This window comes from Thalassotalea hakodatensis (assembly GCF_030295995.1).
In the GTDB taxonomy this organism is placed as follows: domain Bacteria; phylum Pseudomonadota; class Gammaproteobacteria; order Enterobacterales; family Alteromonadaceae; genus Thalassotalea_C; species Thalassotalea_C hakodatensis.
The window spans coordinates 4,003,404-4,027,095 of sequence record NZ_AP027365.1 but is presented as its reverse complement, the minus strand read 5'-3'; the positions used below and the strand labels follow the sequence as shown (position 1 = coordinate 4,027,095).

The window sequence follows — 23,692 nt, the reverse complement described above, 5'->3', positions numbered from 1 at the left end:
TCAAAAGTGAATATAAAAATTAGGAAAAATAATGTCTCTTAAATTAGCACCCGGACAAACTTCGATTAAATCAAAAGCTGCCGTTGCATGGGCAGCAGGTGAACCACTTAAAATGGAAGAGGTTGATGTTCAATTACCAAAAGCGGGTGAAGTATTAGTACGTATTATTGCCTCAGGTGTATGCCATACTGATGCTTTTACCTTATCAGGAGAAGATCCTGAAGGCGTTTTTCCTTCTATCTTGGGTCATGAAGGTGGCGGTATTGTGGAGATGGTTGGTGAAGGCGTTACCAGTGTTGACGTGGGCGACCATGTTATTCCACTCTATACCGCAGAGTGCGGGGAATGTAAGTTTTGTACTTCAGGTAAAACCAATTTATGCCAAGCGGTGCGTGAAACACAAGGCAAAGGCGTGATGCCAGATGGCACTTCAAGGTTTTCTATTAACGGTGAGCCTATTTATCATTATATGGGATGCTCTACGTTTTCTGAATATACGGTGTTACCTGAAATATCACTCGCTAAGGTCAATAAAACCGCGCCATTAGAAGAAGTATGTTTATTAGGCTGTGGTGTTACTACTGGTATGGGAGCTGTGCTTAATACGGCTAAAGTACAACCTGGCGATACGGTTGCTGTGTTCGGCTTAGGTGGTATTGGTTTGTCAGCTATTATTGGTGCAAGAATGGCTGGCGCATCACGCATTATTGGTGTTGATATTAATGAGTCAAAATTTGATTTAGCGCAACAGCTAGGTGCAACAGATGTTATTAACCCTCAAAAAGTAGATAAGCCGATACAAGAACAGATTGTTGACATTACCGATGGCGGTGTTGATTACTCTTTTGAATGTATAGGCAACGTTAATGTAATGCGTCAAGCGTTAGAGTGTTGTCATAAAGGCTGGGGTGAATCAGTTATTATTGGCGTCGCTGGCGCAGGACAAGAAATTTCAACAAGACCATTTCAGTTAGTAACAGGTCGTGTATGGCGAGGTACTGCGTTTGGTGGTGTGAAAGGTCGTTCAGAACTACCTGATATTGTTGAAAAATATTTAGCAGGTGACTTTGGCTTACAAGAGTTTATTACCCACACCATGGGGCTAGCAGATATAAACACTGCGTTTGATCTCATGCATGAAGGTAAAAGTATTCGTTCAGTGATCCATATGGATAAATAAGGAGCGTTAATGGAACAAATTAGTCAAGCAAAAGTGTGTGAAGGTGTTCATCAGCAATTTACACATTTTTCAACTACCTTGCAGTGCACGATGCGTTTGGCGATATTTTTACCGCCTAACGCTAATGCAGACAAACCTGTGCCTGTTCTTTATTGGCTTTCAGGGCTAACCTGTACTGATGAAAATTTTATGCAAAAAGCTGGCGCTTTTAAGAAAGCGGCTGAACTAGGCGTTGCTATTGTTGCGCCTGATACGAGCCCGCGTGGCGAAAATGTCGCCAATGATGATGCTTATGACTTAGGACAAGGGGCTGGTTTTTATGTTAATGCTACGCAATCTCCTTGGTCTGAACATTACCAAATGTACGATTATATAGTGTATGAGTTGCCTAGACTGATCGAACAAAGCTTTCCAGTTACCGATAAACGTTCAATTGCGGGGCATAGCATGGGTGGGCACGGTGCCTTGGTTATAGGTCTACGAAATCAAGATCAATATCAGTCTATTTCAGCGTTTAGTCCGATTACAAATCCGTCACAATGTCCATGGGGTGAAAAAGCGTTCTCGGCCTATTTAGGTGACAATAAAAACGATTGGTTATCTTATGATGCCTGTCATTTACTGGCTCAAGAAAAATCAACACTACCGATACTAGTGGATCAAGGAGACGCGGATAATTTTCTCGCTGAACAATTAAAACCTAAGAATCTTCAACGTGCAGCGCAACAACATGGCTCTGCATTAGAGCTTAGAACGCGGGCTGGCTATGATCATAGCTATTATTTTATCTCAAGTTTTATTGATGAGCATTTAGCGTTCCATCACAGGTGTTTACAAAAATAACAGGGTGCACCTTCATGGTGCATCGTTGCGTTAAAACTAGCCAACTTAGCATGTTATTCTTTCTACAAGGTGTTTTGTAATAAACTAATATACTCTTAATTAACAACAAGATATTTTAAATTTTCTCTATATGCTTGATTTGGCACGAGAGTTGAAATAAAGATGTTAATGTAGGATATATTGATGGACAAAATGCTCAGCGAATTTATTGCCAAACACCAACTATCTGACGCGTTTCAAGAAACCGCATCACAGTTTTATGTGCCGTTAGCAAATACGTTACTTGAGCGTATTCATTGTGGTGAATCTCCTTTATTTGTCGGTATTAATGGTTGCCAAGGAAGTGGCAAGTCAACCATGTGCGCGTTCATCGCTGAGTATTTAGTGCAAAATTTCAATGTCAACGTGGTTAACCTATCACTTGATGATTTTTACTTATCTAAACAGTCGCGAAATAAGCTAGCCGAGAAAATACACCCTTTGTTAGCGACCCGAGGTGTGCCAGGCACCCATGATATTGACTTATTATCTAGAACATTATTGGCGTTAAAACAAGGCAATTCTGGCGTGCAAATACCTGCGTTCGATAAGGCCATAGATGATGTTAAATATGTAACGCAGTGGAAGTATGTGAAAGACCAGCCTGATTTAGTGCTTCTTGAAGGCTGGTGTTGGGGTGTTATGAGGCAAGAAAGTACAGCGTTAACCCCCGCAATCAATCGGTTAGAACAAACTAATGATGAACAATGTGTTTGGCGTACCTATGTGAATCAACAGTTAGTCGAAAACTATCAACCACTATATCAGTTGTTTGATTATTGGGTGATGTTGGCTGCGCCATCATTTAATGCGGTATTTCAGTGGCGGTTAGAACAAGAAAATAAACTGGCAGAAAACTCCGAAGATACAAACAATCAAATCATGTCTTCGGAACAGATCCGTCAGTTTATTCAGTATTTTCAACGTTTAACCGAACACGGTTTAGTAACACTTCCTCAGCAAATGAATTACCTGTTATTGCTTGATTATGATCGACAAGTTAAGCAAGTGGTTATAGGCGATTAATATGAAAAATACTTACCTAATATTTAGCGATTTAGATGGCACGTTACTAGATCATGAAACCTATAGTTGGCAGGCTGCTAAACCAACGTTATTGGCATTAAAGGCGGCTGATATTCCCCTTATATTAAACACCAGTAAAACCTTTGTTGAATTAGAAGAGTTGCGAAATGATCTAGCATTGTCTACGCCATTTATTGTTGAAAATGGTGCTGCTATTTATATCCCTATTAATTACTTTGATAAACAACCAGAAGATGCTTTTCAACAAGGGAATTATTGGGTTAAAACATTTTGTCAGCCAAGAAGTTATTGGCTTTCATTACTGAAAAATGTGGCGTTTGAGTATCAACAGTATTTTACGGGTTTTTCTCAGTTGACGGTGAACGAGCTCGTTGCGCTTACTCACTTAAGCGAGCAACAAGCAAAAAACGCATTACAGCGAGAATTTAGCGAACCGCTTCATTGGAATGGTACACATAAACAACGTAAGGCTTTCATCGATTTGATGTCAGATTATGGTGCAAATGTACTGCAAGGCGGACGCTTTTTACATATTAGTGGTGCTTGCGATAAAGGGCTTGCACAACACTGGCTTGCGGAAAGATACCGCGAACAATATCCCGCATCAGATATAACGACTATTGCGTTAGGTGATAGTGACAACGATATTGCCATGCTTGAAACGGCAGATATTGCCGTACAAATTCGATCACCTAAGCATGATTTTCCTGCATTAGAGCGTCAATCCAAAGCGATTCAAAGCGACGAATATGGCCCGAAAGGTTGGGCTGAAACATTAACGCATTTACTTCCTTTTATTCATCATCACGAGGTGCAACATGGCTGATTTTTATCAAAATGGTACGGTAACAACGTTACATAACTTAGGGCAACGTGATCAAGAAAGCCTAGAACAAGAGCTATTGGCGTTTTCAAAGAAAAGACCATTAGGGTTAATTTTACCGTCACTTTATTCTGAACTTGAAGGTAAAGCATTGCCTGAAATTATTGATAACATTGCACAAGTTCCTTATCTATCTGAGATTGTGATCGGGTTAGATCGCGCTGACGAAACGCAATATCGCTCTGCGTTGAAATTTTTTGGTGAGCTACCACAACATCATAAGGTGTTGTGGAATGATGGGCCAAGGCTTCGTGCCCTTGATGCCAAGCTTGAAGCTCTTGGCTTAGCGCCTAAAGAAATGGGTAAAGGGCGCAATGTCTGGTATTGCATGGGTTACGTATTGGCGTCGGGCAAGTCTGAATCTGTTGCTTTGCACGATTGTGATATTTTAACTTACGATCGCCAATTACTAGCTCGACTACTCTACCCTGTGGCCAATCCACTCTTTAATTATGAGTTTTGTAAAGGCTTCTATGCACGAGTGGCAGACGGTAAAGTTAACGGGCGTGTTTCACGACTATTAGTGACTCCACTTCTCAAAGCATTAAAGAAAACTGTAGGTCATAACGAATATTTAGAATACATGGATAGCTTCTTATACCCACTAGCAGGTGAGTTTTCCTTTAGGCGCGATGTGTTAAACGACTTACGCATTCCAAGTGATTGGGGTTTAGAAATAGGGGTATTATCTGAAATGCACCGTAATTTTTCATCGAACCGATTATGCCAAGTTGATATTGCGCAAACATACGATCATAAGCATCAAGATTTATCGTTAGATAATGCCAATGCCGGGTTATCTAAAATGTCAGTTGATATCAGTAAAGCGTTAATTCGTAAACTGGCAACACAAGGTGAAACCTTCACTGCCGAAACTATTCGTACCCTTAAAGCAACGTATTACCGTATAGCATTAGATTATGTAGAAACCTATCGTAATGACGCAGTAATGAATGGCTTAACGCTAGATATTCACATAGAAGAAAAGGCGGTTGAAATGTTTGCGATGAACATTATGACCGCAGGACAAACGTTTTTAGAAAATCCAATGGACACCCCGTTTATTCCATCATGGAACCGTGTGGTAAGTGCAATGCCAGATGTACTAGAGCAATTAAAAACCGCAGTTGAATTAGATAACGAAGAATTTTCTCAGGGGTCTATACATGGTAAATGTGCTTGATACGTTAACACAAAAGGTATGCCAGCAACTGGCGTTTATTTACCGCGATGTAGAGGGTGTTGATGATTACCAGGGGTTAGCGGATCAACTACTTGCTGAAATGCGTTTTCCCGAAGAGATGCATGAAGTTAAGCCCTATCAGAACTTATGGTCAGAGCAAGATGTGGTGATGATCACCTATGGCGATAGTATTATCGACACAGATGAACAACCACTGAAAACCTTACAAGACTTTATTACTGACTACATCGGTAACACAATAAATGGTGTGCATATTTTACCGTTTTTTCCATTTAGTTCTGATGATGGCTTTTCGGTTATTGATTACTCGTCGGTCAATGAAGCACTTGGTGATTGGCAAGATATTTCAGCGATTGCAGCGAATAAACGTTTAATGTCTGATTTAGTGATTAATCATTGCTCAAGTAGAAGCTTATGGTTTGAAAATTTCATCAATGGTAAAGGAGTTGGCCATGATTTCTTTTTTACCGCGTCACCCGATGATGATTTATCCTCAGTCGTCAGACCAAGAACATCATCGCTATTAAAAGAAGTTGAAACGGCAAACGGCAAACAATTTTCGTGGTGCACTTTTAGTCATGACCAAGTGGACTTTGATTTTAGAAATCCCGCGGTATTAAGGGTATTTGTGTCGATTATTCGGCAGTATCTTGATATGGGCGTTGAAATTTTTCGTTTAGATGCGGTGGCTTTCTTATGGAAAATTGTCGGTAGTAAATCTATAAATTTACCGCAAACTCATGAAGTCGTCAGGTTGTTACGTACGCTTATTGAACACGCAAAACCTAACGCTATTGTGATCACTGAAACAAACATTCCTAACACACAAAATTTAACCTATTTTGGAAATGCTAACGAAGCCCATGCCATTTATAACTTTTCATTACCGCCGTTATTGTTAAATACGCTAATCACTGGTGATTGTTTATACTTAAAACGTTGGCTGATGAGCATGCCACCCGCTCAAAATGGTACAACCTATTTTAATTTTATTGCTTCACATGACGGTATAGGGTTGCGTCCAGCGGAAGGTTTATTAACCGATCAAGAGTTAAACGTGTTAATTAACACCATGAAGCAATTTGGCGGCAGAATTTCTTGGCGAACCAGTGATGAAGGTCAACAAAAAGCCTATGAAATAAATATTGCGCTTTATGATGCATTACAAGGAACGAGTGCAGGGCCCGATAAATGGGGGAATGCACGCTTTATCTGTGCGCATGCCATTATGCTTGCGTTAGAAGGTATACCTGGCATTTATATTCATAGTCTTTTAGCCACCAGAAATGATGAAGAACGGTTAGCACATACCCATCACAATCGTTCGATAAACCGACATCGTTGGCAATATGAACAATTAAAACAGCGTTTAAGTGATAAGCAAAGTCATCATCAGCAAATTTTTAGTGCCATGAAAGAACTTATTGATATTCGTACACAACAGCCGGCTTTTCATCCAAACGCAGTACAGTTTACCTTGCATCTAGGATTACAATTGTTTGGCTTTTGGCGACAAAGCGTTGATCGAAAACAAAGTATTTTTTGTATTAGTAATATTAGTTGTGAACCTCAGCCACTGATGCTTAGCGAGTTAAACTTAGTGATAACTGAATCTTGGTTTGACTTAATCGCACAACAGGAAATACGCGATACCTTAGAGCGTATCACCTTACAACCTTATCAAACGGTGTGGCTCAGTAATCAAGTGAAAGAGTAACATTACAGCTCGCTAAAAAGGGACTTAATGAAGCGATGTTATCGCAACAGGCCATTGCTGATAAACACCATCACTGGTCATTGAGGCGATAGTGTTTGGGTTGATCATTTCAATGGCTAATACCGACGAGCGAAAGCGCTGTTCATGTTTATACGCCTGCCACTGTGCTAATAGTTCACCATCTTTTACCCGCCATAGTTGAATAACCTGTTTGGGGGAAGCTGATAATAACCACTTGTTATGATTAACAAACTGACTGTCGTTAAATTCGATGAACTTCACAAGACTGCCTAATTCTGCTTGCGGTTGTGGGTTATTGATACGCCAAAAAAAGCGGTCTTTTATCGCATCCAAGGTAAATGCAAACTTGCCAGTGGGTGACAATGCTACATGATTAACACGCGATTGATGAGTGTACGAATCAAGTATCTCGCCAGTTTTCGTATGCCATAGACTAGCGTACTTGTCGCTTGAACCGGTAAATGCACTCATACCGTCATTAGAAATGGCGATAGAGTTAATGTCTAAGCGGTGAGGTTTAAAGGTGTTAATGACATCGCTATGCACAGAAACAACGCTGGCTTGCCCACTACGAAAAGCAAAGATTAAAGCTTTTTCATTATTTGCCATCGCAATATCATTGATAATATTATCACCAGCAGACCAAACTCTGACAAGGCGTCCTGTTGCTAAGTCATATAAATGTACATTCACGCGATTTGAGGTATAAAAGTATCGTTTAGAGTGAGAGATACCTAACAACTCGATCAGTTTTGCATCAAGTCCTTGTAAACAATAGCTTTTTTGGTCTTTTATATTATCCCACACACAAACCTGTTCGTTGTCACTAACTATCGTTATTGTACCATCAGTACTAATATCTGCCGCTTTAAGTACTTTTTCACTATATTGCTGTGTGACGCTGGCTAAAGAGGTATACACCGGCTGCTCAGTGCAAGCGCTTAGCGCAACGCAAATTAAAAGAAGAAAATATGTACGCATAACCAATAACATTAAATCCAGCGCCGAACTTGATGACAATAATCAAGGTAAGCTTGACCAAAGAGCTTCTCTAACATTCGCTCTTCTGGTGATATTTGAAAGGTATCTAAGTAGAAAATAAACAGCACGACAAAACCGATTAACAGCGGGTTGGCGGCATAAAAGCACAATGCCATTAGCCAGCAACTGAAACCTAAATACATAGGATTACGGGTGTATTGGTAAACCCCTGAACTGACCAATGAAGCGCTTGATTCTGGCTTGGTTGGGTCTACAGTGGTCTTGGCTTTTTTAAATGCGATAACCCCCGCCGCGACCACAATTGTGCCCAAAAAGCAGAATAATAACGTCATTATGATGGTTAACTGTGAGGACAATATCATTGGTGTTGAAATGTCTTTACTCAGCCACATTATCGCAGCAAATATCATCATTAGTAATACTGGGGGAATTTTTAACTCAAGAAACTTCATGTAGATATTTACCTTGATAGAAGCCATTCAATTTATGAAAAAGTCATAAAACTAAGCATACTCAATTTCGGAGAAAAAGTTTAGTCAAAGTGAATAAAAACGTTTGAAATTAGACGTGAACGCGCGGGAACTATAATAACGGAATCACTTTGTGATGACGTACTCGCAGGCGAAGAAATATCGAGGAATTAGAGAAAAGTGGGGTGGCAAATGGGACGTGAACGCGCGGGAACTATAATAACGGAATCACTTTGTGATGACGTACTCGCAGGCGAAGAAATATCGAGGAATTAGAGAAAAAGTGGGGTGGCATATGGGATGTGAACGCGCGGGAACTATAATAACGGAATCACTTTGTGATGACGTACTCGCAGGCGAAGAAATATCGAGGAATTAGAGAAAAAGTGGGGTGGCATATGGGACTTGAACGCGCGGGAACTATAATAACGGAATCACTTTGTGATGACGTACTCGCAGGTAAAGCATAATTAAGGAATTAGAGAAAAGTGGGGTGGCAAATGGGACTTGAACGCGCGGGAACTATAATAACGGAATCACTTTGTGATGACGTACTCGCAGGTTAAAGCATAATTAAGGAATTAGAGAAAAAGTGGGGTGGCATATGGGACTTGAACCCACGACAACTGGAATCACAATCCAGGGCTCTACCAACTGAGCTAATGCCACCACAGAACTTGATAATCACAAAGCGTTTGCGTTTATCGAAGTGCGCGAATTCTATAGTACCTCGTAAACGGTGACAAGCCCAAATGAGAAAATATTGCAAAATTTGTTAGAATAAAAACAATGTGAAGCAATAAAATAGTGTTGGTATGTCATTAGAAAAGCTTGTCGAACAACTTAAACAGCAAGAAAAAGGTTATCCACCAGTTGAATCTTGGGATCCGCCCTATTGCGGAGCAATGGATCTGACCATAAAAGCGAATGGTGATTGGTTTTACATGGGTACTATTTTCAAACGAATGTCACTGGTTAAGTTATTGGCTTCAGTGTTGAAAAAAGAAGCTGATGAGTATTTTTTGGTGACCCCTGTCGAGAAAATCAAAATACAGGTCGAAAAGTACCCATTAATCATAACCCAATGGCGTTGGCTTGATGAACAATCAACGATTATGATGTTAACCACAAATGTTGATGATGAGTTTATTTTAGATGCCGAACACCCTGTGAAAATAGAAGATGACGGAGGTTTATCTGTTATTGTTAGGGGTAATTTACCTGCCACTATTCATCGTAATGTGTACTATCAATGGGTTGAATTAGCTAAAGAAACCGAGATTAAGGGTAAGGCAGCAATGATATTTAATAGTGCTGACCAATGTATTAACCTCGGTTTTATTGATGAATAAATACGTCAATATTTTTTGTTTTACGCGCTGGACTTGAGTGCAGAAATTAAAACACGTGATTTTTTTCTGCCGTTCAGTACCGCGCCTATAACTGTTGAGCGTACGAAAAGCTCATATAAGATTAACGATAACATCACGGTGATCATGCAGATACTCAACAACTTGAACGCCCAGTGAATATCCACTTCGGCAAAGGCAATCTGCAGCCAAATCACGATAGGTAAATGTATCAGATAAAGCCAATAGGAAGCATCAGCAAGATAGCGCATTGTGTGATTTAAGCGATTAAAAAAGCGAAAACATAATCCGATAAACAGTGATACCAGAGTCCACATCATTAATGCATAGCTCAAGGTGAAGCCTATTTTAAGCAATAAATAATCAGGGTGCCCCAGCTGTGACTGATAGTTGGTTAATAGCACGCTTAATATAGAAGCCAATAAACATAAGAATACTTTGCCCCAGGTTATTGTTGCAAAATCTGCTAAAGGTTGGCGTTGACGATTCATCAGCCAACCAAAACTAAAAAATCCAGTATAAATAAAAAGCACCGGCCAGTTTGGTATTAAACTTTTATCAGGCGTATCCATTCCCCAGTGCGACATAAACCATAAGCAACTCGCGATTGGCAACATGACCAAAAATGGCGCAAAAGAGGATCGGCAAAGCCAAGTTACCACGTGATCCATACTTGCTGATAATGTATGTTTCACCTTGTCATTTAACGACACCATACTGCAGACAACAAGTACAAGGGCAGGTATGAGTAATAGATAATATAAAAACCATAAATGTGTGCCTATTAGAAAACCATTTGGGAGCTCTTTAAAACTTGCAATACCTTGTGATAGTCCGTTTAACACATTTACATCGCCACGCATGCTCTCAGCCCCCATGACCCAACCTGACACCAACATAGGCCTTAGAAGAAACCAGCCGACCACCAACGGAAGTCCTATTCTGATAAGCCTAGATGATATGAAAGCTTTCATGCCTTTCTTTTGCAATGTCATGTGGCTAAAAAAGCCGGCAATTAAAAAGAATAGTTCCATACGAAAAGAATGATTGATCATCACAAATATCGCGACGATATTGCTTGTGGAAATATCCATCACCGCCCAGCCAATAAACATTGGCATAAATGATAAACTTGCGTGAAAAAAAATACCGAGTAGTAACGCTAATGCTCTCGCTGCGTCTAGGTAGTCGAGCCTATTCGGCGCTTGTGATGAACTGGCCATCTTAGTTACCCTTTTCGTATGTAGAGATGATAAATTAATAAAAACTGACTTCGCGAATGTGATAATCGAAAGAAGATCTTTGCATGGCATAAGCGACAATACTTACGCTATTAATCGTCTTTGTGTTCAAAGGCGTTTGCTCTGACCAAGCGCGTTTCATGGCGTTGAAAGGCAGCTTTACTTCGTGAAATTGTTCATCAGCACTAATTATTACTGGCGCAGCGTGATAGTCAAAGTTCGTCACTTCTGTGCTATTGGCAGAGACTGATAAGTTACCTTTTCGGACTTTTATTAATAACTTTATACCTTCATATTGACTCAAATTTATCGGCATGCCTTGCGCATCCAGTAACAATACTGAACTTGCCCAGCCTGGTTGACCTCTAGGAGGTATAATGTCACCTGATTGATGCATACTGCCATTTGAAATCGTTAAGGTTGTTGTTGTTTTGCCTCCGGCAGTTGTGTCATTGATAAATTGTCTTGGCAAGCCCAAGCTATTGTTAGTTTTATGATTAAAATCATCGACAAGTTTCTCTATGGTATGACTATTTGCTGCCCCTGAAAAAGCGATAACCGTGGTAAGCATCGTTGCGTTTACGAGTGTCTTTATTATTTGGCTTAATTTTTTCATCATCTTTCCTAAATATTGTAAAATTAACATCGGAGGTCATGAGCCGTGTTAGCTTCATCACCTTCTTGTGGATTAAGTACCAAGCACAGAGAAAAGGTGACAAAGAAATTTTATTTATTGTTAAAAGCCATAAAAAAGTCATTTTTTTTGTCACTTTTATTTTTTCAACGGCACTTATTTGGTATTCAAACAGGAAGTAAAGATGATGAAATTTTTTAAAAAACGAGTACCGATTATTGATGCCAGTGATGCACATCTTGTGATGCACTCATTAGGAGGCGACAAATATGCTTTTTGTGAGATTGTCTCTCGCTATCAAAACTTACTTTGCTCTGTAGCCTATTCAGCCATTGGTGATATAAAACAAAGTGAAGATCTTGCCCAAGAAGCCTTTATTGAAGCTTGGAAGAAGCTTGATACCCTTCGAGATCCTGAAAAGCTTAAATCATGGTTGTGCGGTATTTTACGGTTCAAGGTCAGTCACTTTCGCCGAAAAGAAAATAATCAGCCAATTACAAATGCCAGCGAACTTAATGTACAAGATGATCATGCACAAAAGAATGCTGAATTAGATACCGCGATGATTGCGCAGCAAGAGCAAGACTTGTTATGGAAAACACTGAATACAATGGAAGAAACCTATCGCGAACCTTTGGTATTATTTTATCGTGAACAACAATCTATCGAACGTGTAGCGAGTGAACTTGATTTATCTGAAGACACAGTGAAACAGCGACTTTCTCGTGGACGTAAATTATTAAAAACTGCTGTGAATTCATTTGTTGAAGATACATTAGAAAAAAGTAAGCCTGGGGTGGCTTTTACTACCGCTATCTTTACCATTATTAGCGATATCGCACCGCCCGCAAAGGCGGCTGTTTTTGGTGCAAGTGCGGTGAAAACCAGTAGTTTGTTTAAACTGGGAACCATACTTACGTTTCTCGCAGTGTCTTCAGGTTTTATTAGTTCATTTTTTGGCTTACGGGCTGGACTTGATCAATCACGAACGGTTAATGAGCGTCGCTTAGTGATCAAATCTGTTGTGTTATTTTTTACCTTTGCATGTTTGTTTGTTCTGGCGATGTTAGGACTAAAACATTATGTCTATGCAAACCATGAGAGTGCTAAAATGATGGCTATTATCTCACAACTTGTGGTACTGGCATTTGTTGCATGTTATTTGTACCTTGCCGTGGCGATGGTTATCGCACAGAAAACTCTACGTCAGCATGAGCGGTTATTTCATCCTGAAGCTTTCCTACATGAAAGTGACCAAGCATCATCAAAACAGCGTGAATATATCAGTAAGTTAACACTATTTGGCGTACCTTTGGTGCATATTCAATTTAGTATTCCAGAGCAAAATGATAAAGCGGCTTTTGGTTGGATAGCCGGTGGAAGTTATGCAAGAGGGTTATTATTTGCATGGGGAGGTGTTGCCATAGCGCCTATTAGTGTGGGCATTATCTCTGTTGGGGTATTGGCTATTGGCGCGATTGGGTTCGGTCTATTTAGTTTAGGTACTGTTGCAATAGGGGGTCTTGCGTTTGGTGCATCAGCAATTGGTTATCAAGCATATTCGTCTTTATCTTCTCTAGGTTGGGAAAGTGCCTTTAGTGGAGGTTTTTCAATTGCCAAAGAAGGTGCTATAGGTGCAATAGCCTTTGCCAAACAAGCAAATACAGAACTTGCCGCAGATATTGTTAAACTGCAATTGTTTGAACAGCATCATCATTGGATATTAGGTGCGCTTGCTATCATGGTTATTGTACCTGCAATCTATTATGCGCGACAGGTGAAGAAACGTATTAAGGCAATTAAGCACAATTAACAGTATAATCTATAATAATGTATTCAATGATTTATTGAATCAATGATAGGTAACTGATTGGGTATCATTGTTATCTGATGAGTCATGATGTATATGTAATAAATTGGGTATGAACTAAACCTCTGCCATTATAATAAGCGCAGTATTGAGAGCAAATTTTTATGGATAAAGTCGTTAATTCGGCGGTGAGAATCGCCTTTATTTACGCAGTATTTTCGGGTCTTTGGATATTGTTCTCAGATTTTGCCGTTGAAACCTTTATTGACAGTGCAAATTTACGCGCACTTGCACAAACGTATAAAGGACTCATTTTCGTTTTTGTAACTGCAATGATGCTGTTGTTATTGGTGTACCGAAATAACCGAGCATTAGAGAAAACCAATGACTTAGATGGTCTGACGGGGCTATATAGTATTAATATGTTCATCCGTTCTTTGGATAAATCTATACGCTCACTTCACTCTCATGAACAAATCATTCTCGGTTATTTAGACATTGATGACTTTAAAGCGTTAAATGAAACGATAGGTTTTGACCGCGCTGACATGTTCTTACGAGAATTAGCAGCTGATATCTCAAAAGCGACGCTTGCGGGTTCTGTGACGGCTCGGTTACATGCCGATCAATTTGCTAGTTTTGCTCTTATAAATACCGATGAAGCCTTTGATATGGATGATCATGTTTTAAGTTTTCAACGATTGTTTGCAAAACGTGCGAAACATAATGGTATTAATGTAACTTGCTGTATTGGCGTTGCACTATATCCAACAGACGGTAGGAATGCGAAAGAATTAATGGTGTCGGCAACAGAAGCGTTGGAAATAGCGAAAAAGCAACAAAATGCTATTCAATATCATGATCGAGTTTTGACAGAAAAGGCCATGCAACGACGGCAATTGGTACTAGATTTACGACAGGCGATTGAAAATGAAACCCTATCAGTTGTCTATCAGCCTAAATATAATTTAAAAACACTGGCCGTGAGTGGTGTTGAAGTGTTAGTACGCTGGGTTCACGAAAAGCATGGTTTTGTATCTCCAGCAGATTTTATTCCACTTGCTGAAGATAATTATTTAACGAGTGCTATATCTAAATTTGTTGTCGGTAAAGCAGCTAAAGAGTTAGCCGGAGCAGGCTTACTTAATGGAATTTTACAACATATTTCAATTAATGTATCAGCGACAGAATTTAATAATATTGATGAAATGCGTGTACTTGCAAAATTTATTAAAAGTCTTGAATATTTTGCAAATTATGTACGTATTGAAATTACCGAGACAGCAACATTAACTGATATGAGCCAAAGTGTTGATATTATTTCGGATCTACAACAAAGTGGTATTACCTTCTCTATCGATGACTTTGGTACTGGTTACACATCACTTACGATGCTAAAAGATTTAACCGTGGATGAAATAAAAATTGATCGCAGTTTTATTTCTGAAATAGAACATGACGAACGCTCAAAAACGATCGTCAATGCCATTATCGTTATGGCAAAAAGCTTCGGGGTTAATATTGTTGCTGAGGGCATAGAAACAGAGCAACAATTGTCTTTATTGCAAAATATGGGATGCGAAGAAGCGCAAGGGTTCTATTTGGCAAAGCCGATGCCTATTGAGGATTTAACGCGGCATATAAAACAGCTTAATCCTTGATTTAGAAATAAAAAAAAGAAACTACCTTATTGGTAGTTTCTTAACTAATTAAGGCTGCCAAACCTTTAGAGGTAATTTAATTTCACTATCGTTAAACCAAGTTAAGACTAATGGTTTGCCAGCATCAGCGATAGTTTCACTACCAACATCTTTACCTGACCCCATATTAACTTGTGCGTTGCGATTTTTATTCACATTTAACACGATGGCAAGTCGGCTGCCTTTTTTCAACAGCATTGCAGTCATTCTAGCGTTAACGATAGGAATATTTTTTTTCTCATTAGGGGTTAACAGCTCTCGCCTACTCATATTATGTGCGTAGCTTGCTCTGCTGATATAAGTTTGCAGGTGCATGGTTTTACCAGACCGATCAATGGCAAACAACGTGTAACCTATATCAACATCTTTTTTATTAACGGCCAATGATAAAGTACCATGTATTTGACCCGATAATTCCATGGGTTGCTCAAAAGGCTCGGTCATCAAGACGACGCCATTATCAACGTTAAATGATTCTGACATGATTGGCCAAGGAGAAACGTTGTGTTCTGTTGTGCGATCAGCCATATCTACGGTTTGTTTTATAAAATTCAGTTTTGAATCCATTTTATTACTTAGCAAATAATGCCCCTGTTCATTAGCGTTAGTCTGAAAATAAAACGATTGTGCGTTTTTATTCATCTCTGCTAATGACGCTTTATGTAGCCATTGGTTACTTCCCATTACTTGATAGTTCACTTTGTTCTTTAGCAACGTTGGCTTTGCTGTATTTTTTAATAAATAGTCAAACCATTGAAAAACGATTTCTTCCGTGTCTTTTTCTAGCGCTACGGCGTCAAGTTTGTAGTTGCTGTGATGAGTTCTTACCTTGTTTTGCGCTGTATGGTGATTATATGGTCCGATTAACAAAGTATGATCTGCATTTGGGCTATGTTGATAGTGACGGGTTAAGTAATCTAATGCAGAAATCTGCCCACCATCGAAATAACCTGTAATTGTTAATACGGGAATATCTATTCTTTGATATTCATGTTTTACTGGTACCATTGCTTGATAATAAGTATCAAAGCTTGGGTGCTTTAACCATTTTTGGAACCATGGATTATTTTTTCCGTCTAATTTGTCAATAGATGAGATTGATTTTCCACTTTCATACAGTTCTTTAACGAGTGCATTTCGCTTTTGCCAATTGGCGTAAACACTATGATCAACGGTTTTGTTATTGGTGACATGAAATGCCCATTCATAATTTGCCGTTAACATAATGTTGTTTTCATATGGTAAACCGGTAATTAAGCTTGCAGCTGCATAGGGTGCTATTGCCTTGAGCGCTTTTGGCATATGTTTGGCTGTTGCCCATTGGGTAAAACCATTATAACTACCGCCATACATGACTACTTCGCCATTACTCCATGGTTGTTTACTGATCCAATTGATGACTGCTGTCGCATCTTGTCCATCATGTTCGAATGGCGTAATAGTATTGCTGCTTAAGCGTTTGCCTCTAGTGTTAGCAATTAGGCCGATATAGCCATGTGCGGCGGCATGCATAGCTGTTTTTATATGGCTTTTTTCGTCGGCATAAATAGTGAATTGCATGGCTGTAGGTAAAGTCATTTCCCGATGTTTCGGCATCACAATAGTGGCTGTGAGTTCAATGCCTTCACTGGTTGTTATTAATACTTCAGGTTGAATATCAAATCGTTTATTTTGCTCTGTAACGAGCATGGGATTCACTCGCGGAATGACCTCAGTAAGCACTCGATAAAGATGTGCATTGGTAATTAAATTAATGGCTTGGTTTATCGACAGTGTTTCTTCGTTTTTTAATCCCTTAAAAATGTTATAGGCATAATCTTGCGCATTATCGATAGACCAACCAAGTGCTAAGCTTAAATTCACTAATGCTTCGTCATCAGCCTTATCCAATCGATGTGAAAACTGTTGACTAATGGCAGACCCAAGATCAGATTGTTTATCTTTCAATAATTGTAAAGCTTGGCTGTATAATTGGTAATGGCTATAGTTAATACCATTGGGGTGTTTATTGATAAGAGATAACAGTTGTTTGTGATTGCCTAAGAGTGATAGTAACGCAACTTTACTGAACATACTTTGTTCTTCTACAACACTCGCCGGTAATTGCTGTGCTAAAGCGAGCAACTGTTGGTGAAATATCGTATCAGTTAATAACGACAAAGCGTGATCTCGAGAAGTCATTGGAGCACCTTTTAGCTGACTAGGCATTATCAATTCATTTGAGTTTTCTTCTGCTTTGACAGGGGTAATGACGGTGAAAGTTATCACGATAAATTGAGTCAAAGGACGTCGGAAAAAACGCCCAATTGACTGAAAAAACGTTGTTAAAATAATCATTTTTTATCCTTATTAACGCAATAATTCTTAATGGTTATATGAGCGTTTTGATAGATTGAAGTTACGCAACAAAGATACTTGGTTTACAAAAAGTGTCGTGATTAAACCATGACTTTTGATGACTTTTCGTGACCAGCTAAGTGGTTTATGATAATTTACAATCACTTAACACGGTGTAGATACAACTATGCGCTGGCAAATAGCACACTTTATTTTTTGTGATCAACAACAGTCACTTGTCGATGAAAAACAGACATTACAGTTAGAGCCTATGGCAGTAGAGTTGTTGCGATATTTTTGTCAGCACCCAGATGTGATTATTAGTAAAGATGAGTTAATCACAAACGTATGGCTTGGAAGGGTTGTCAGCGATAATACGGTAAGTAAACTGATTACAAAGCTGAGGAAAGCGTTTGCAGATAACCCGAGACAACCCCAATTTATCGCCACTTTTCCGAAAAAAGGCTATAAGTTTATTGCGACTGTCACAAGGGTGGATGAGCAACAAACTACTAGAGAAACGACACCACAACCGACTGATAATATTTTAGAAGATTCTCTGCCACGAGTAATGCAGACAAATCCCCCTGTTGTTAATCATTCAGATAGCGAAGTGAATCATGCAGAGTTACTGCCAAATTCGTTGATAGAGAAGCCGAAGCGTCAGTTAATTATCATGTTATTGATGATTGCGTTTATACTTATGACTTACCTAATTTGGCCGGTAAATAATGAAGCGAGAATAACAACATCAGCTCAAGCATTAACCACAGATGCTGGTGATGAGCTTTTCCCTGAATTTTCACCAGACGGTACGCGGGTAGCCTATTTATCTAACATACAAGGTAATGTGTATTTAAGAATAAAACGAATTGCTGATGAAAAAGTGATCACGATTGATGATCATGGAGACATAGGTGTTGGCCCTGCAAGTTGGAATGATGACGGGACAAAACTGGCGTATTTAGTCGGAAATAGCAATCAATGCCAATATTTCATTCGAGAGATTAGTGGCTTGACGTTAGGAAAGCCAACACTCATTCATAATTGTACAGCTGGCAGTTTTGGCAAAATTTTATTTACGCATGATGATAAACGTTTAGTGTATGCTGAAAATAATGGCATCGCTACACCATATGCATTGTTTTCCATTCATAGTGAAACTGGTGAACAGAGGCGAGTAGCACAACCTGACATTTATTTAGGGGGGAATAGCCAGTTCGATTTGCACCCGACAGAAAATAAATTATTAATCTCATCTCCCGACCAACAACAATGGGAAGGTTTTTATCAGTTAGATATAGAACGCGATAAATTAACCTTTTTATTTAAACTAAACGCTTATGTTTGTTGTGCGATATGGAGCCATGATGGCAACCATGTCGTCATGATGGGCGAACACCCCGCTTATGAATTGATTCGTTATCGCTTAACGGGGAAAAAAGAAGGCGTTATTTATTCTGGCACACGTGTTATTCGTGCTCCAAGAAGGCACATTAATGGACAAGATTATTTGTTTTCAGCAGGTAATAAGAATATAGATATTGCGTTATTAGCGCTAGACACTAAACAACAAGTGATGATTGCTGACAGTTCGGTAAATGAGCAATTTTCTCGTTTTTCCCATCATTCGAATCAGGTTGCTTATATATCATTAGCGACTGGCCACGAAGAAGTATGGCTCACTGATCTTAATCGTTTAACTCGCCGGAAACTCACTCACTTTAATGATGATAGGCATTACTTAGATTTACGTTGGTCGCCTGATGACCGTTATTTAATGGCACTAACATTAAATGAAATTCACTTGATCTCGTTGGAAGATGGAACGTTTATTCGACTGAAAATACCTCAAAATGAAATTAGAGGGGTATCATTTAAGCGCAATAGTGTTATCGCTTACAGTGTTAAAGTCGATGAACGATGGCAAGTGCACTTTTATGACTTGAAAACAGATTCCGTATCTAAAGCTGAACGTCGTTGGCAGTATGTACATTTTAGTGATAAAGAACAAAATACTTTATGGCTAGATCAGCAACATCAACTATTCGTCGGGAATATGAATAAGGAACTAGTGAACAATCTTGAGCTTGCTAACTATGTGATGAATGGACGTCAATTTAATTTGCGTAAAAGGGGCCTGTATTGGTATTGGTTTGATAGCAATAGGCAAGAGATTCTATCGCTGTTAAGTGAAAATGATAGTATACAACCACTGGTTAAAACACGTATTAGTGACTTTGATATTGCAGAGGGACAGCTAAGTTACAGCCAAGCCAATCAAAATAATGTTGATATTTATCAAACATACAAAGCGACTAAATAACACGGGAAAAGCGTTGTTGATTCAAATGCTGTTTCATATATACATCGAAACTCATGGCAATTATTCGAATTAATAATCGTGCCCGTTGATTAATGTTAATGCGTTGTCTTGTTATTGATACTAAATCATCGTTGATGAAACAGGCGAGTGTTTGTAATTCATCGGCAAAGTATTGATCAAAACAAATGGAAAATTGATTTTCGATAGCTGTTTTATCAATATACATATTACACATTAGTGACTTGATTACTTGGCCACGAATGACATCGTCTTGTGTTAATGTTAGCCCTTTAGTTATCGCTTGCCCTTGTACATCAATAGCACGGTAATATTGTTTTAATTCTTTTTCGTTTTGGCTATAGCTATTTCCAATAGCGCTGATTGAAGAGACACCTAGTCCGAGTAAATCGCAGCTACCCTGAGTGGTATATCCCTGAAAATTACGGTGTAAGGTGCCTTCGCGCTGCGCTATAGCCAGTTCATCATCAGGCTTAGCAAAGTGATCCATACCAATAAATTCATAACCATATTGACATAATCGTTCAATAGCTAATTTCATCAAGGCAAATTTTTCTTGTGCATTAGGTAACCACTCATCACGTAGTTTACGTTGAGAAGCGAAACGACTCGGCAGGTGTGCATAACTAAACAATGAAATGCGATCTACGCTCATTTCGTAGACTTTATCGATAGTCTTACTGAATGTTCCTGGTGTTTGATGTGGTAAGCCATAGATCAAATCAACATTTACTGAACGAAAGCCTAGCCGTTTTGCTCGCGCAATAATACTGGCAATAAAGTCGGTTGACTGCGTACGATTAATTGCTTGTTGTACTTTACCGTCAACATCTTGCACGCCAATGCTTAAACGATTAAAGCCTAATTCGTATAAATGATCGATTAACTCAAGATCAATTTCACGGGGGTCAATTTCAATGCTCATCTCAATGTCTTCTAAAAACGAAAATGCTTTTTTTAAATGATATACAAGAAAGCTCAATTGATTTTTAGTTAAAAAGCTTGGTGTGCCTCCACCCAAATGTAATTGTTTAACCTGATATTTTTGGAATAGCGGCGCTTTTGTTTTTAACTCTTTTATTAAATAATCAAGATAAATATCTGCTTTATCACGTTGTCTCGTAACCACTTTATTACAACCACAGTAGTAGCATAATGAGTGGCAAAACGGGATGTGAACATAAAGCGATAACGTATTATTCTTTGAGTTTTCTATCGCAGAAGCCAAATCAATAGCAGTAAAGTGATCATGAAATTCAAGCGCGGTTGGGTATGAAGTATAGCGCGGTCCACTGGTATTATATTTTCCCAGTAATGTTTGATCAAAATACAGTTCAGTTTGCATTAGTTTAGCCTTTACGATGTTTGACAGTCGAGTGTTCAAAAGGGGTAGAACACTCGTATTTTATCAATGCAGGTAAAAAACTTTTTGATCAAGCGCAAGCTTTACATATAAATGTGGTTAGTAACTATGCTGCGCTGTTAACTTCTTCGTTAAGGGTTGAAATACGTTCATTAGCGTATTGGTGTAACAGCTCGATATCTTGATGAATGCTTGGTTGTAATCGACTTTCTGCTTTCATTCTGACTAAATCAAGTTTCATGCGTTCACGTTTTTCAAGCTTTTTACGTTCTTCAAGAATTGGCATGTGCTTAATTGCATTGTATAACTCAAAAATGCTTGGAAACTCACTAGCAAGTTTACTCGATGTTTTTAATGAGTCGAGTAATACGCTTAAACGCCAACAACCTTCTGATAACTCACATTGCTCCTCTTTCATTGCTCGGACAATGATCACAACACTATCGAGTATCTTCTTGTCATGCGCACGCAACTTTTCTTGTTGTTGTTTTTGTGCACTTTGTTGCGTTTTTTTTTGCTGGTTTACTTGCTTTAATAACATGCCTGCATAAAAAGCAAGCGCTGCGATTATTAGGCCGCCAATAACGGATAATTCGAGCCAATATTGTTCAAACATAATGTTCCTGTGTTATTGATAATCTGAAAAATCTTGTTTATCGAGGGTATCCCATAAAGCGTCATCATCTTTTGGTGACTGATGGCTCTCTTCTTCCTCATCAGTTAAGCCAAGCTGCTCGCTGATGGCTTGGTGCTTATCCATTAACTGATTGTAGTAATCAATTTCTTGCTCAGTTAAGGCCATGTCTTGTTCTTGCTTACCAAGGATAACCTGTAAAGCTTCGTCTTGTTCGATATTGTTTAATTCTTTGTTAAGTTCAGCGGTGTTATCAACATGATTTACCTCGCGAATTGGTGCAACACGAGGTGATGACTCTGGCTTATATTTCGGTTTAGCCGCCGACGGTTGATTGTCAGTTGTGCCTAACGCAATGGGTTTTTTACTGCCAATACGTGGGTCTTTATTATGCTGCGCTTGTTGCGGAGTATTTTTACTATCTCGAGCTTCTTGTTGTCGATTACCTGGCTTTTTGCCTTTTTGTTTCTTCGGTTTTTTATCTTTTAGCTCTGCAAGTTGCTGTTTTTCTTGCTTAGATAACCTTACTGGCGCGGCTGAAGGTTTTCTAGATTTCTTTTTACGTGTCATAAGGCTTACGTTAACGATGAATATTACCTACTATTTTACTGTAGATTTACGCTTGAGGGTAATTATTCTGATGATAGAAAGAAAAAACGATGGCAATGCCATCGCTTTAGGAGAATTATTGTCATATAAACTCGACAAAATGCATGTTCCAATTTAGTGTGATCCGTTACTTTGGTAACAATCCCTGTATGTCTCTAACAGTGTTCCCGTTTATTATTACTAGCTTCCCTTGGTGTTTCTACTTATCGGTCGTCCTGACTCTTTCTTAGGCTTTCCTTATTATCCTCCTGGACTTAATTGTCATCAATCCTGATGAAGATTAAACCATCCCTATTAGCAATAAAGTAATACTACAAAGAGTATTTTTTAGCTTCCTAATTGCGTATTCAGTTCCATTTTGTATTTGGCTACCAATCAGTAGCTTTCATTACTTTACCGAATTAAATCTGTTAAGCAAGTGTTAAATTGGTTAAAAATACATCATTTTAATGAAAATTCGTTAACTTAATGTTTTGCAAGAATATTAAAAATTGGAAAGCCATTAGCAAAAAATATTAATGGCAAATGTCTTACAAAGAAAGAAGGAACAAGCGTACAGAGATTCATTAATGGTGTTGGTAAATAAGAATTATAAAAGCGAGTAATGTTTATTACTCGCTTTTTTATCATATCAGTTGGTATCAAATCTAATCGTGTTCATGCAACCACGCAGCATGATTAGGCGCACGTTTGGTTTCAGCCCATTCATCTATCATGGCATGCGCCACGTCATTTAGTTGTTTATATTGTTCAGGTGTACCGATATCAGCAGCGAGCTCTAATCGGTGGCCACTGGGATCAAAAAAGTAAATCGATTTAAATACACCGTGATGAACAGGGCCCAATACATCAACCCCTTTACTTTGTAAGCTTTCTTTTGCTGCAACTAAAGCATCTACATCGGCAACTTTAAGTGCTAAATGCTGCACCCAGGCCGGTGTATTTTCGTCTCTGCCCATATCATCACTGTTAGGTAATTCAAAAAATGCCAATACATTGCCCATACCGGCATCTAAAAATATATGCATATAGGGATCAGGGGCTTTGGTAGAGGGTACTTCATTTTCTGCAATAGCTAATACAAGGTCCATATTAAGCTTTTCTTTGTACCATTCTACGGTTTCTTTGGCATCTTTACAGCGATACGCAACATGATGTACTTTCTCAATTTTGATCATAGCGACTTTCTCTTTTACTCGAATAGCATGATGATAAACTAAAAGTAACAAATGTTACTAATTGCG

Annotated in this window: 20 protein-coding genes and 1 tRNA gene; 11 read left to right on the top strand and 10 right to left on the bottom strand. The window is 38.8% G+C overall.

Features of this window, described 5'->3' with window-relative positions; translation table 11 throughout:
- Positions 1 to 31 precede the first annotated feature (31 nt).
- From QUE72_RS17860 to QUE72_RS17835, 6 genes are all read left to right on the top strand, one after another.
- Positions 32 to 1,180 carry an S-(hydroxymethyl)glutathione dehydrogenase/class III alcohol dehydrogenase gene (locus QUE72_RS17860; RefSeq protein ID WP_074499629.1) on the top strand — a complete coding sequence of 383 codons (1,149 nt, stop codon included), beginning with the start codon at positions 32 to 34 and terminating at the stop codon, positions 1,178 to 1,180.
- Between the two features lie 9 nt (positions 1,181 to 1,189).
- A complete protein-coding gene (gene fghA / locus QUE72_RS17855; protein ID WP_286270495.1) occupies positions 1,190 to 2,023 on the top strand; it encodes an S-formylglutathione hydrolase in 834 nt (277 codons plus the stop codon).
- A 183-nt stretch (positions 2,024 to 2,206) separates the two neighbouring features.
- Positions 2,207 to 3,088: a kinase gene (locus tag QUE72_RS17850; protein WP_286270493.1), complete on the top strand. Its 882-nt coding sequence runs from the start codon at positions 2,207 to 2,209 to the stop codon at positions 3,086 to 3,088.
- A 1-nt stretch (position 3,089) separates the two neighbouring features.
- On the top strand, positions 3,090 to 3,935 hold the full coding sequence (locus QUE72_RS17845; protein ID WP_286270490.1) for an HAD-IIB family hydrolase: 846 nt from the start codon (positions 3,090 to 3,092) through the stop codon (positions 3,933 to 3,935).
- On the top strand, positions 3,928 to 5,175 hold the full coding sequence (locus tag QUE72_RS17840; RefSeq protein WP_286270489.1) for a glycosyltransferase family protein: 1,248 nt from the start codon (positions 3,928 to 3,930) through the stop codon (positions 5,173 to 5,175). The genes QUE72_RS17845 and QUE72_RS17840 overlap by 8 nt, the downstream gene beginning before the upstream one ends.
- Positions 5,159 to 6,913, top strand: coding sequence for a sugar phosphorylase (locus QUE72_RS17835; RefSeq protein WP_286270487.1), 1,755 nt, complete (start codon positions 5,159 to 5,161; stop codon positions 6,911 to 6,913). The genes QUE72_RS17840 and QUE72_RS17835 overlap by 17 nt, the downstream gene beginning before the upstream one ends.
- 24 nt (positions 6,914 to 6,937) lie before the next feature.
- On the opposite strand, the gene QUE72_RS17830 is transcribed toward QUE72_RS17835, so the two are convergent.
- Together QUE72_RS17830 and QUE72_RS17825 are read right to left on the bottom strand one after the other, a co-directional pair.
- On the bottom strand, positions 6,938 to 7,915 hold the full coding sequence (locus tag QUE72_RS17830; RefSeq protein ID WP_074499765.1) for a WD40 repeat domain-containing protein: 978 nt from the start codon (positions 7,913 to 7,915) through the stop codon (positions 6,938 to 6,940).
- Between the two features lie 11 nt (positions 7,916 to 7,926).
- Positions 7,927 to 8,388 (bottom strand): methyltransferase family protein, encoded by a 462-nt coding sequence (locus QUE72_RS17825; protein ID WP_286270486.1) that lies wholly within the window; start codon positions 8,386 to 8,388, stop codon positions 7,927 to 7,929.
- A 356-nt stretch (positions 8,389 to 8,744) separates the two neighbouring features.
- On the opposite strand from QUE72_RS17825, the gene QUE72_RS17820 reads away from it, so the two are divergent.
- Positions 8,745 to 8,876, top strand: coding sequence for a hypothetical protein (locus tag QUE72_RS17820; protein ID WP_286270484.1), 132 nt, complete (start codon positions 8,745 to 8,747; stop codon positions 8,874 to 8,876).
- Positions 8,877 to 8,999: 123 nt separating this feature from the next.
- On the opposite strand, the gene QUE72_RS17815 is transcribed toward QUE72_RS17820, so the two are convergent.
- A tRNA-His gene (locus tag QUE72_RS17815) sits at positions 9,000 to 9,075 on the bottom strand.
- Positions 9,076 to 9,221: 146 nt separating this feature from the next.
- On the opposite strand from QUE72_RS17815, the gene QUE72_RS17810 reads away from it, so the two are divergent.
- On the top strand, positions 9,222 to 9,758 hold the full coding sequence (locus QUE72_RS17810; RefSeq protein ID WP_286270482.1) for a DUF1285 domain-containing protein: 537 nt from the start codon (positions 9,222 to 9,224) through the stop codon (positions 9,756 to 9,758).
- Between the two features lie 20 nt (positions 9,759 to 9,778).
- On the opposite strand, the gene QUE72_RS17805 is transcribed toward QUE72_RS17810, so the two are convergent.
- Together QUE72_RS17805 and QUE72_RS17800 are read right to left on the bottom strand one after the other, a co-directional pair.
- Positions 9,779 to 10,999, bottom strand: a complete 1,221-nt coding sequence (locus tag QUE72_RS17805) for an acyltransferase family protein (protein ID WP_286270480.1) — start codon at positions 10,997 to 10,999, stop codon at positions 9,779 to 9,781.
- 34 nt (positions 11,000 to 11,033) lie between these two features.
- The gene (locus QUE72_RS17800; protein ID WP_286270478.1) at positions 11,034 to 11,636 is read right to left on the bottom strand and encodes a CIA30 family protein; all 603 of its coding nucleotides are present in this window, start codon (positions 11,634 to 11,636) and stop codon (positions 11,034 to 11,036) included.
- A gap of 199 nt (positions 11,637 to 11,835) precedes the next feature.
- Between QUE72_RS17800 and QUE72_RS17795 the strand changes: the two genes are divergently transcribed.
- A complete protein-coding gene (locus tag QUE72_RS17795; protein WP_286270477.1) occupies positions 11,836 to 13,464 on the top strand; it encodes an RNA polymerase sigma factor in 1,629 nt (542 codons plus the stop codon).
- Positions 13,465 to 13,625: 161 nt separating this feature from the next.
- Positions 13,626 to 15,122, top strand: coding sequence for a putative bifunctional diguanylate cyclase/phosphodiesterase (locus QUE72_RS17790; protein WP_286270476.1), 1,497 nt, complete (start codon positions 13,626 to 13,628; stop codon positions 15,120 to 15,122).
- Positions 15,123 to 15,170: 48 nt separating this feature from the next.
- On the opposite strand, the gene QUE72_RS17785 is transcribed toward QUE72_RS17790, so the two are convergent.
- Positions 15,171 to 17,498, bottom strand: a complete 2,328-nt coding sequence (locus QUE72_RS17785; protein WP_286270475.1) for a CocE/NonD family hydrolase — start codon at positions 17,496 to 17,498, stop codon at positions 15,171 to 15,173.
- A 187-nt stretch (positions 17,499 to 17,685) separates the two neighbouring features.
- On the opposite strand from QUE72_RS17785, the gene QUE72_RS17780 reads away from it, so the two are divergent.
- Positions 17,686 to 19,824, top strand: coding sequence for a winged helix-turn-helix domain-containing protein (locus tag QUE72_RS17780; RefSeq protein ID WP_286270473.1), 2,139 nt, complete (start codon positions 17,686 to 17,688; stop codon positions 19,822 to 19,824).
- On the opposite strand, the gene hemN is transcribed toward QUE72_RS17780, so the two are convergent.
- The 4 genes from hemN to QUE72_RS17760 all read right to left on the bottom strand — a co-directional run bounded on the left by hemN (position 19,817) and on the right by QUE72_RS17760 (position 23,626).
- Positions 19,817 to 21,187 (bottom strand): oxygen-independent coproporphyrinogen III oxidase, encoded by a 1,371-nt coding sequence (gene hemN, locus QUE72_RS17775; RefSeq protein WP_286270471.1) that lies wholly within the window; start codon positions 21,185 to 21,187, stop codon positions 19,817 to 19,819. The two genes, QUE72_RS17780 and hemN, sit on opposite strands and share 8 nt — an antisense overlap.
- Positions 21,188 to 21,311: 124 nt before the next feature.
- Complete coding sequence (locus QUE72_RS17770; protein WP_286270470.1) at positions 21,312 to 21,821, bottom strand: DUF2489 domain-containing protein; 510 nt, start codon at positions 21,819 to 21,821, stop codon at positions 21,312 to 21,314.
- A 12-nt stretch (positions 21,822 to 21,833) separates the two neighbouring features.
- Complete coding sequence (gene yihI / locus QUE72_RS17765) at positions 21,834 to 22,409, bottom strand: Der GTPase-activating protein YihI (protein WP_286270468.1); 576 nt, start codon at positions 22,407 to 22,409, stop codon at positions 21,834 to 21,836.
- Between the two features lie 686 nt (positions 22,410 to 23,095).
- Positions 23,096 to 23,626, bottom strand: a complete 531-nt coding sequence (locus QUE72_RS17760) for a VOC family protein (protein ID WP_286270467.1) — start codon at positions 23,624 to 23,626, stop codon at positions 23,096 to 23,098.
- Positions 23,627 to 23,692 lie beyond the last annotated feature (66 nt).